We start from the raw sequence: 9,006 nt of genomic DNA on the forward strand, positions 1-9,006 counted from the left end.
CTTTATTTAATTATGTTTTTGTCTTAATTTCCAATTTATTTAGAAACGGTTATTCTACGAATATAAAAAAACTATATTTTTTTATCGTATTGAACGTAAATATTTTGCACTTTAATACACGAAACCGAAATGTAAATAAGCATTAACACACGTGAGAATGGTTATTTACTCGAGCTCTCATCAGCCATAAAAAAGAAAAATAAATAGATGAAATGTCTATTAACAATGGTATTTTTGGGATATAATGGCGTATAAGTTTGTAGATAATTATCGGGAAAGAGGCGCAAGAAAGCAACTCGTAAAGCATCTGGAAAAACGAGGAATTGAGGATAAGCGTGTATTAAACGCTATTGGAAAAGTGCCTCGTCATTTTTTCTTTGACGAGACATTCTGGAACCAAGCCTATCGAGATATCGCATTTCCTATTGGTGATGGACAAACTATCTCGCAACCTTATACCGTTGCTTACCAATCGGAATTGCTCCACGTCAAAAAAGGAGATAAAATACTAGAGATCGGAACAGGATCAGGTTATCAGACCTGTGTTTTAATGGAATTGGGAGCGGAAGTGTATACGATTGAGCGTCAGGAAAGTCTGTATCGTCGAACCATTCAAGTGTTGCCTTATATGGGATATAAGCCACATTTTTTCCTAGGGGATGGTTCGCGAGGTATTCCTGAACATGCACCGTATGATAAAATCATTGTCACTGCCGGAGCTCCATTTGTACCCGAAGTCATGCTGAAACAATTGAAATACGGAGGGCTCTTGGTTATCCCGGTAGGGGATGAGAAATCTCAAAAAATGGTGACTATCTTACGTGTTGGAGAGAATGATTTTGAACGTATAGAGCTGGACACCTTCCGCTTTGTTCCATTAGTAGGAGACCAAGCGTGGTAGTACGCTAAGAATTATTAATAAAGATGATCTATAACAAATATCAAGACCGTATTCAAAGGACGAAAGAAGAAATTCTGCGTCTAAATAAAGCCATTAATCAAAATAGTTTCGCCCGTTTATTTGTGATTATTAGCGGTGGTGCATTACTATTTTATTTGGTTCAGAAGGAGAATCTGTTGCTGTTATTTTTGGCTGTTTTGACCATTGTATTCCTATTTGCGTTTTTAGTAAGGCGGCAGAGTAAGCTGGAGAAAGTACACGCTGATGCAGAGGCTTTTCTACGGGTCAATGAAAATGAAATAACGCTGAGGAATACGCGTCGCACGATTTACAATGATGGGGCAGAATTTGAAGACGGCGGCCATCAATATACGGCAGATTTAGATGTTTTTGGTCAATTTTCTTTGTTTTCATTAGTGAATCGATGTGCTACGTCCTTGGGTATAAATAAGTTAGCGGGTTGGTTGCAATGTGCTACAACTAAAGTCGAAATTGAAGAAAGACAGAAAGCAATAGCGGAAATTACAGAAGATTTGGACTGGAGTCAGAAATTTCAATCAAGGTTACTATTTAATATTGGCCAGAAAATAGAAGTGAAATCTTTTTTATTGCGTTATTTTGAGGGGTCAAGCTTGACATTTGGGGGGAGATTTATGCGCCTATATGTGCCTATCGCTCCCTTTATATTGTTGGTGGGCGTATTGTTTTCACTATTTGTGATGCCGATATGGACGGTTTTGCTTTTGCTGGGATTAATCCATTTGTTCTGGACATTAGGACTAGCAGGAAAGGTAGGCTTGTTTTCCAGTAGGATAGATAAAGTGGGGCAAATTTTAGCAGCTTATGCGGAAGGCCTTGCCTTGGTGGAAGAAAGGACGTTTGTGGCAACGGAAAACCAACGCTTGCAACAACAGTTAAGTGTTGACGGGAAGCCGTTGTCTGGAGCCTTTCGGGAATTGTCCAAACTAATCAACAATCTAGATGCGCGAAATAATATGCTCATGGGAGCTATCCTCAATATTATTTTGCTATGGGATTTTAAATACGTGATGAAAATTGTAGAATGGAAATCGAAGTATGAGGCGGATATTTTGGAAGCCTTCGATATTATCGCGGAATTTGAAGCGTTAAATTCATTGGCCATTTTAAAGCGTAATCATCCCTCTTGGACGACTCCCGAATTATTGAGCAATACGACGAACGACAAAATTGTAGCAGTGGAAATTGCACATCCGTTAATTCCGGCAGTACAATCTGTAGCGAATGATTATAGTAACGAACAGCATCGTATTGCCTTGATTACCGGCTCAAATATGGCGGGCAAGAGTACATTTCTTCGAACGATTGGTATCAACGCGGTATTGGCGTATGCAGGAGCAGTAACGTGTGCTACCGTATTTAAATTGCCTATTTATAATCTTATTTCCTATATGCGGATCAGAGACTCTTTAAATGAGAGTACATCTACGTTTAAAGCAGAATTGGATAGGATGAAGTTTATATTAGACACTGTGAAACAGGATAAAGATAGTTTTTTTCTTATTGATGAGATGTTACGTGGAACCAATTCGGTAGATAAATACTTGGGATCCCGAGCGATCATCCGTAAATTAATCGCTATGGAAGGTAAGGGAATGGTAGCGACCCATGACTTGCAATTGGCATCACTCGAAGAGGAAAATATAGGCAGGGTACAAAACTACCATTTCGATATTCGCGTAGAGGAGGGAGAAATGCTTTTTGATTATAAATTGAAAAACGGCCGTTGTACAATTTTCAATGCATCACTATTATTGAAAGGTATTGGGATTGATGTAGAGTCGATTTGATATTACTCACCATTATAAAATGACAGTAGAAGAGAGAATTAAAACGTCAGAAACACGCGTATGTACGACCGTATTTCCGTTTTTGACCAATCATCACGACACCTTATTTGGTGGGAAGGCAATGGCCATTATGGATGAAGTATCGTTTATGGCAGCGACTCGGTTTTGTCGTAAACGTTTGGTAACGGTTTCCACTGATCGTATTGACTTCGAGAAGGCGATTCCGAACGGAAGTATCATTGAAGCTATCGCACGCGTGTATAGCGTGGGCAACACAAGTGTAAAAGTGAAAGTAGAGGTCTTCTTGGAAAAGATGTATGAAGATGGCCGTGAATTGGCTATTCAGGGGATGTTTACCTTCGTGGCTTTGGATGATAACAAACAGCCTATTCCGGTTGTGCAGGGATTGGATTTGGAGTAAGGTCTACGAACAATAGGCTAGCCAGTTCGAAGCGTCATACGGGAGCGACCGGCATACGCCAGAAAGCAATTGGAGCTTCCGGTAACGACACATAGGCAATACGCCGGCGTATAAAAAGGAACTACTACCTTTTCATCACACGGTCGAGTTCCCTTTTGCTTTCCCGTTCTTTGATAGTGTCTCGTTTATCGAAATCTTTTTTACCTTGCGCTAAGGCTATTTCTACTTTGGCATAGCCTCTTTCGTTGATGAAAATACGCAGGGGGACGATAGTAAAGCCCTTTTCTTCCCCCTTTTCTTTTAATTTTTTCAGCTCCTTTTTGGTCAACAAAAGTTGGCGATCCCTTTTTGCTTCGTGGTTGTAGAAAGATCCAAATGAATATTCGGCAATATGCATATTCCGAATGTATAAGCCATCTTCAAAAAATGTACAAAAGCTGTCGTTAATATTTGCTTTTCCTTGTCGGATAGATTTGATTTCGGTACCTAGCAAACCGATGCCTGCTATATACTTATCTAACAGGTGATATTCAAAGGATGCACGTTTATTCTTAATATTTATATTTGCTGATATTGCCATTTCAAATTGATTTAAACGCAAAAATAGCGATTTTATAAGTTTATTGAACTTTTCGTGATAAACTGTTGGTAATATCTTAACAATAATTTAATTTTATGATATTTATATGGTTTTTAAATATTATTCGTTCGCGAGAATTTTGTATGTTTGCTCCGATTTTTTTGGACTGAAAATATACAAGAGGAGTCCTATAGAGTTGTCAAATAATAACATAATATGTTAATGGCTTGATGGGAAGGGAATTGTATATTTTTGTTTTTTTTAATTTATTTTTGACGATTGATTGAAAAAGGTCAAAAGTTAAATTAACTTGCGTTATAGAAATTATGTCACATAAAATACAAACACCTACAGCATGAGTACGGGAAAGTTAAGTGGAAGAACGTCTAAGTTCCTGAAAAGTGAACTAGAGCCAATTAAGTCTAATAATCTTTACGCTTATTTTAGACCTATTCAATCAAAACAGGATACGGAAGTTTTGATCGATGGCAAACGTGTGCTGATGTTCGGATCAAACTCTTATTTAGGTTTGACAACAGATAAGAGAATTATAAAGGCCGCGCAGGACGCACTGGAAAAGTACGGTACAGGCTGTGCGGGATCTCGTTTTCTTAATGGAACGCTGGATATCCACGTGGAATTAGAAGAAAAGCTGGCAAGCTACGTAGGTAAAGAAGCAGCGATATTATTCAGTACGGGTTTTCAATCTAATTTGGGACCGTTATCGTGCTTAACGGGGCGTAATGATTATATCTTACTAGACGAAAGAAATCATGCTTCTATTATTGATGGTAGTAGATTGTCTTTTTCTAAAGTCGTCAAATATGCGCATAACGATATGGATGATTTGCGCTCCAAAATAGCTCGGCTTCCGGAAGATAGCTTTAAGCTCATTGCGACAGATGGTATTTTTAGTATGGAAGGTGATATTGTAAAGCTTCCAGAACTGGTTGCCGTAGCCGACGAGTACGATGCCGCTATTTTATGTGACGATGCCCATAGTTTAGGTGTGATAGGTGAAAAAGGAGCCGGTACAGCTTCTCATTTCGGGTTGACGGACAAAGTCGATTTAATTATGGGAACATTTAGCAAATCGCTAGCTTCCTTGGGTGGTTTCGTGGCAGCAGATGCGGATACCATTGAATATCTAAAACATCGAGCTCGTTCGTTGATGTTCAGTGCTAGTATGACACCTGCTTCAGTTGCTTCAACGCTAAAAGCATTAGAGATAATTCAGACTGAGCCGGAACATATAGAAAAGCTGTGGGCAAATACGAATTACGCAAAAAGACTTTTGCTTGAGCAGGGCTTCGACTTAGGTTTTACCGAAAGTCCAATCTTGCCAATTTTTGTCCGTAACAACGATAAAACATACTATGTTACGAAAATGCTTCAGGATAATGGTGTTTTCGTCAATCCCGTTGTTGCTCCGGCAGTACCTGCCGAGGAATCGCTCATACGCTTTTCACTGATGGCAACACATACTTTTGAACAAATAGAAGAAGCTGTAGACAAGATGTCTAAAGTATTCAAGACATTGGAAGTAGAGTCTTTCATAAATTAGGGAAATGATAGAGATAATTCCTGTTCAAACAAAGAAGCAAATCGCTCAATTTATTGATTTGCCACATGATTTGTATGCAAAAGATCAAAATTATGTCCCCGAATTATTTTTAGGGCAACAGGACTTACTCTCTCCTCATAAGCACCCTTTTTATAAGCACTCGTCAGCGCAACCTTTTCTTGCCTATAAAGATGGACATATTGCAGGGCGGGTTTTAGCGATATGGAATGCTAACCATAATGCTTTTAACAACGTATCTGAAGGGCAATTTGGTTTCTTTGAATCTATTAATGACCTGGCGGTAGCGAAGAAGTTGCTCGACACGGCTGCCGAATGGGTGAAGTCTAAAGGAGGAACTCGTATCATAGGGCCTGTTAACCTTACTACGAATGATACTTGTGGACTTTTGGTGGAGGGTTTTGATAGACCGCCCATGGTCATGATGCCTTATAATCCTCCTTACTATTTAGAACTGATTGAACATGCCGGCTACAGTAAAAAAGTAGATTTGCGTGCTTATCTCGTTAAGACGAAAACAGCCAATCAGCGTTCGGTACTTCTGTTGGAAAAATTAGAGGGCCGGTTGAAGCGATCGGGCATTATTTTGCGGCAGATAAATTTAAAAGATTTTGCGAACGAAGCGAAGAAAATAAAGACGGTGTATAATAAAGCTTGGGACAAAAATCTGGGTTTCGTTCCGATGACGGATGACGAGTTCGATTATACAGCTAAAGAATTGAAGATGATCGTGGATCCAAAATATTGTATCGTAGCGGAGAAAGAAGGGGAAATTGTCGGTTTTGCTCTAGGGATTCCGAATATTAACGAAATTTTGATTCATATAAAGAAAGGTAGGTTATTGCCTTTTGGTATATTCAAATTGCTTTTTGGCTTGAAAAAAGTCAACATGATTCGGGTCTTGATGCTCGGGGTGCTAGAGGAGTATCGAAAATTGGGTATAGAAGCGTGCCTATACGGCCGCATTATAAAAAATGCAGTTCCCGCGGGAATTGAAGGCGCAGAATGTTCCTGGATGTTGGACGATAATTATATGATGAACCATGCCATTGAACAGATTAACGCCGAGTTCTATAAGCGCTATCGTCTGTACGAGAAAGCGATATGAAGAGGAAAATATTAATAACTGGAGCTAGCGGATTTGTTGGCTTTCATTTAGTTTCTGCAGCATTCGAAGCCGGTTACGAAGTGCACGCCGCTGTGCGTCGATCTAGTCAAATTGCCGATATCGAACCATTCGTTGAAAAATTCCTTTACCCCGACTTTAATCAAATAAGTTCATTAGCAGCACTTTTCTCTTTAGAAGCGTATGCATATATTATACACGCCGCAGCGATGACAAAAGCAAAATCGGAAGCAGAAATGATTGCTATGAATGTGGGGGTAACCGAGCGACTGTTGGAAGCGGCTTTTCGAGCTCCACAACCACCTATTCGTTTTGTCTTTGTGAGCAGCTTAGCGGCTATTGGGCCGGTAGGTTACCTCGATGAGCCAATAACAGAGGATACGCCATATGATCCCGTGACTATGTATGGGCGAAGTAAGCGGGACGCGGAAAAGATGATCCGTACGAAATTTATTGAAAAGCCTGTTTCTATTATCCGACCTACAGCGGTATATGGCCCGCGTGAAAAAGATCTTTTTATTTTGTTTGATACGATGAACAAGGGATTGGATGCGTATGTGGGAAGAGCACCCCAAAAGCTTTCCTTTGTATATGTAAAAGATTTAGCCGATGTTTTATTACGTGCGTGCATTTCTCCGCAAGAAGGATTAACTATTTTTAATATTTCAGATGGACGTATTTATTCCCGTTATGAAATGGCGGAGATTTTTAAAAAGACATTCCGTAAAAAGCTTATTCGCATTCATGTGCCGTATGCTATAGTCAAAACGGTGGCGCAGATTTCGCAATGGTTGTATCGCAAATCATCCCAGACTCCTGTAATTTATCCCGAACGTTTAAGGGAGTTAACTGCGGAGAATTGGGGTTGTGATATCACACATGCAAAGCAGAGGCTTGGGTACCAGCCACAATATGATCTGGATAATGGGTTAGTGGACAGCCTACTTTGGTACAAAAAAAATAATTGGTTTTAAAGACTGTAATATGAGTCAAAAAATAAATAAAAAGCTTTTCCAAGACCGAAAGAGGACAAATGTTTTAAGCTCTTCGGAACAAAAACTGATTTCTTATCTAGTGCCACGTATCCCTAATTGGATTTCGTCTGATGGTCTTACGGCTATTGGGCTATTTGGGTCACTGATGATACTGGGAAGCTTTCTCTTGGCAGAGTATGTCGCGCGTCCATGGTTGCTGTTAGGAATTATAGGCTTTTTTGTTCAATGGTTCGGAGATTCACTAGACGGACGTATTGCTTATTATCGCAACAAGTCACGTAAGTGGTATGGCTTCGCATTGGACATTGTCATGGATTGGATCAGTACGGTGATGATAGGGTTGGGGTATGTGTTCTATGCGACGGGAGATTTTAAATATTCGGGTTTTGCATTAGTCGCATTGTACGGTTGGGCGATGATTATTTCACAATTACGCTATCGAATAACGGATAAATACACTATTGATGCAGGACTATTGGGGCCGACAGAGATTCGAGTCATTATATGTGCAGTACTGTTATGTGAAGTCCTTTTTGCTGGGAGCATCAATTATCTGGTAATTATTATCTGTATTGCTTTGTTCGTTATCAATTGCGTAGATACCAAGAAGCTATTAGATATGGGTGATGAGCGAGACTGGGAGGAGAAGAAAAATAAGGAGATTGCGGCAAATGAAAAAGAAGCACAAAGTAGTAATACGTGATTTTCTTCTTTCTTTCGGAAAGGCACAAGTGTCTGCTTTTTTAGGTGGACTATTTGACTTCTCCGTTTATACCATTTGTATACAAGTCTTAGGTTTCACGGCTTATATATCAAATATAATCAGCGGCTCGTTAGGGGCCGTTGTTAATTTTACGATTAATAGATGTTGGACGTTTGGTAGTACGGGGGCACCTGTAGGTAAGCAGTTAGGGAAATTCGTCATGGTCGTTATAGGTAGTATATCTTTAAAATCAATGGGCATATTCTTTTTAGTCGATCATCTCTTGTTAAACCCGTACTATTCGAAAATTATTGTAGAAATTCTTGTTTCGCTTGGTTTTAACTTTTTGATGCAGAAATATTGGGTGTTTAGAAAGTAGTTAATCAGTTCGTCATGGTTTTAATTCGCGCTTTATTAAAAAAATATCTTTCAGATTTCCAGTATATTGTATTGTCTATGGTATAAAAAGTATGGGGTTGCTTGGAGGGAATGCATAAAATTTCTACCTTTGCACCACTCCGCGAGGGAGGGCAAATAACCCGGTGATCCGGGAGGCGGAAAATTTGAAAAAACATTTTTGGTTTTCGTTAAACTTCCTTACCTTTGCCATCCCGAAAGGGAAAAAACAAGAGATAGATTCCGCGCTTTATTGAAGTACGGTCTACGATAGCCGAAGCGCGAAGCGGAGGTGCAGAAGTTCTTTAAGATAGATGATCATGTAGCGCAGCGAGTACCCTTGCTAGGGGAAAGTTGTAAGATAAGAGACAATTTTTTCGGTCCGGGCCGTACAGTACATTTACTGACGATCCGGTCATAAGAAGATGACCGGGGTCAAATTACATTTTTACAATGGAGAGTTTGATCCTGGC

Annotated in this window: 9 protein-coding genes; 8 read left to right on the forward strand and 1 reads right to left on the reverse strand. The window is 39.6% G+C overall.

Going from position 1 to position 9,006, the window contains the following annotated elements; genetic code table 11:
* Positions 1-244: 244 nt before the first annotated feature.
* From C5749_RS16270 to C5749_RS16280, 3 genes are read left to right on the forward strand one after another with little or no spacing between them, the layout of a single operon-like run.
* Positions 245-901 carry a protein-L-isoaspartate(D-aspartate) O-methyltransferase gene (locus C5749_RS16270; protein ID WP_105727277.1) on the forward strand — a complete coding sequence of 219 codons (657 nt, stop codon included), beginning with the start codon at positions 245-247 and terminating at the stop codon, positions 899-901.
* Positions 902-924: 23 nt separating this feature from the next.
* Positions 925-2,730, forward strand: coding sequence for a MutS-related protein (locus C5749_RS16275; protein ID WP_105727278.1), 1,806 nt, complete (start codon positions 925-927; stop codon positions 2,728-2,730).
* A gap of 19 nt (positions 2,731-2,749) precedes the next feature.
* Positions 2,750-3,151: an acyl-CoA thioesterase gene (locus tag C5749_RS16280; RefSeq protein ID WP_105727279.1), complete on the forward strand. Its 402-nt coding sequence runs from the start codon at positions 2,750-2,752 to the stop codon at positions 3,149-3,151.
* Between the two features lie 124 nt (positions 3,152-3,275).
* Here the strand turns inward: C5749_RS16280 and smpB are convergent, their stop codons facing one another.
* Positions 3,276-3,731 (reverse strand): SsrA-binding protein SmpB, encoded by a 456-nt coding sequence (gene smpB / locus C5749_RS16285; RefSeq protein ID WP_105727280.1) that lies wholly within the window; start codon positions 3,729-3,731, stop codon positions 3,276-3,278.
* Positions 3,732-4,086: 355 nt separating this feature from the next.
* Here smpB and spt point away from each other — a divergent pair, with 355 nt between their 5' ends.
* From spt to C5749_RS16310, 5 genes are read left to right on the forward strand one after another with little or no spacing between them, the layout of a single operon-like run.
* Positions 4,087-5,295, forward strand: a complete 1,209-nt coding sequence (gene spt, locus C5749_RS16290) for a serine palmitoyltransferase (RefSeq protein WP_105727281.1) — start codon at positions 4,087-4,089, stop codon at positions 5,293-5,295.
* A gap of 4 nt (positions 5,296-5,299) precedes the next feature.
* A complete protein-coding gene (locus C5749_RS16295; RefSeq protein ID WP_105727282.1) occupies positions 5,300-6,421 on the forward strand; it encodes a hypothetical protein in 1,122 nt (373 codons plus the stop codon).
* Positions 6,418-7,413 (forward strand): NAD-dependent epimerase/dehydratase family protein, encoded by a 996-nt coding sequence (locus tag C5749_RS16300; protein ID WP_105727283.1) that lies wholly within the window; start codon positions 6,418-6,420, stop codon positions 7,411-7,413. Before C5749_RS16295 ends, C5749_RS16300 begins: the two co-directional genes overlap by 4 nt.
* A 10-nt stretch (positions 7,414-7,423) precedes the next feature.
* Positions 7,424-8,137, forward strand: coding sequence for a CDP-alcohol phosphatidyltransferase family protein (locus C5749_RS16305; RefSeq protein ID WP_105727284.1), 714 nt, complete (start codon positions 7,424-7,426; stop codon positions 8,135-8,137).
* The gene (locus C5749_RS16310) at positions 8,106-8,516 is read left to right on the forward strand and encodes a GtrA family protein (RefSeq protein WP_105727285.1); all 411 of its coding nucleotides are present in this window, start codon (positions 8,106-8,108) and stop codon (positions 8,514-8,516) included. Before C5749_RS16305 ends, C5749_RS16310 begins: the two co-directional genes overlap by 32 nt.
* The last annotated feature ends 490 nt before the right edge of the window (positions 8,517-9,006 follow it).

This window comes from Sphingobacterium gobiense (assembly GCF_002980575.1).
Taxonomy (GTDB): Bacteria; Bacteroidota; Bacteroidia; order Sphingobacteriales; family Sphingobacteriaceae; genus Sphingobacterium; species Sphingobacterium gobiense.

Excerpts from the sequence above, each read along its gene's own strand:
- C5749_RS16270 (WP_105727277.1), top strand. The coding sequence starts at position 245 with ATGGCGTATAAGTTTGTAGATAATTATCGGGAAAGAGGCGCAAGAAAG.
- C5749_RS16275 (WP_105727278.1), top strand. The coding sequence starts at position 925 with ATGATCTATAACAAATATCAAGACCGTATTCAAAGGACGAAAGAAGAA.
- C5749_RS16280 (WP_105727279.1), top strand. The coding sequence starts at position 2,750 with ATGACAGTAGAAGAGAGAATTAAAACGTCAGAAACACGCGTATGTACG.
- smpB (WP_105727280.1), bottom strand. The coding sequence starts at position 3,731 with ATGGCAATATCAGCAAATATAAATATTAAGAATAAACGTGCATCCTTT.
- spt (WP_105727281.1), top strand. The coding sequence starts at position 4,087 with ATGAGTACGGGAAAGTTAAGTGGAAGAACGTCTAAGTTCCTGAAAAGT.
- C5749_RS16295 (WP_105727282.1), top strand. The coding sequence starts at position 5,300 with ATGATAGAGATAATTCCTGTTCAAACAAAGAAGCAAATCGCTCAATTT.
- C5749_RS16300 (WP_105727283.1), top strand. The coding sequence starts at position 6,418 with ATGAAGAGGAAAATATTAATAACTGGAGCTAGCGGATTTGTTGGCTTT.
- C5749_RS16305 (WP_105727284.1), top strand. The coding sequence starts at position 7,424 with ATGAGTCAAAAAATAAATAAAAAGCTTTTCCAAGACCGAAAGAGGACA.
- C5749_RS16310 (WP_105727285.1), top strand. The coding sequence starts at position 8,106 with ATGAAAAAGAAGCACAAAGTAGTAATACGTGATTTTCTTCTTTCTTTC.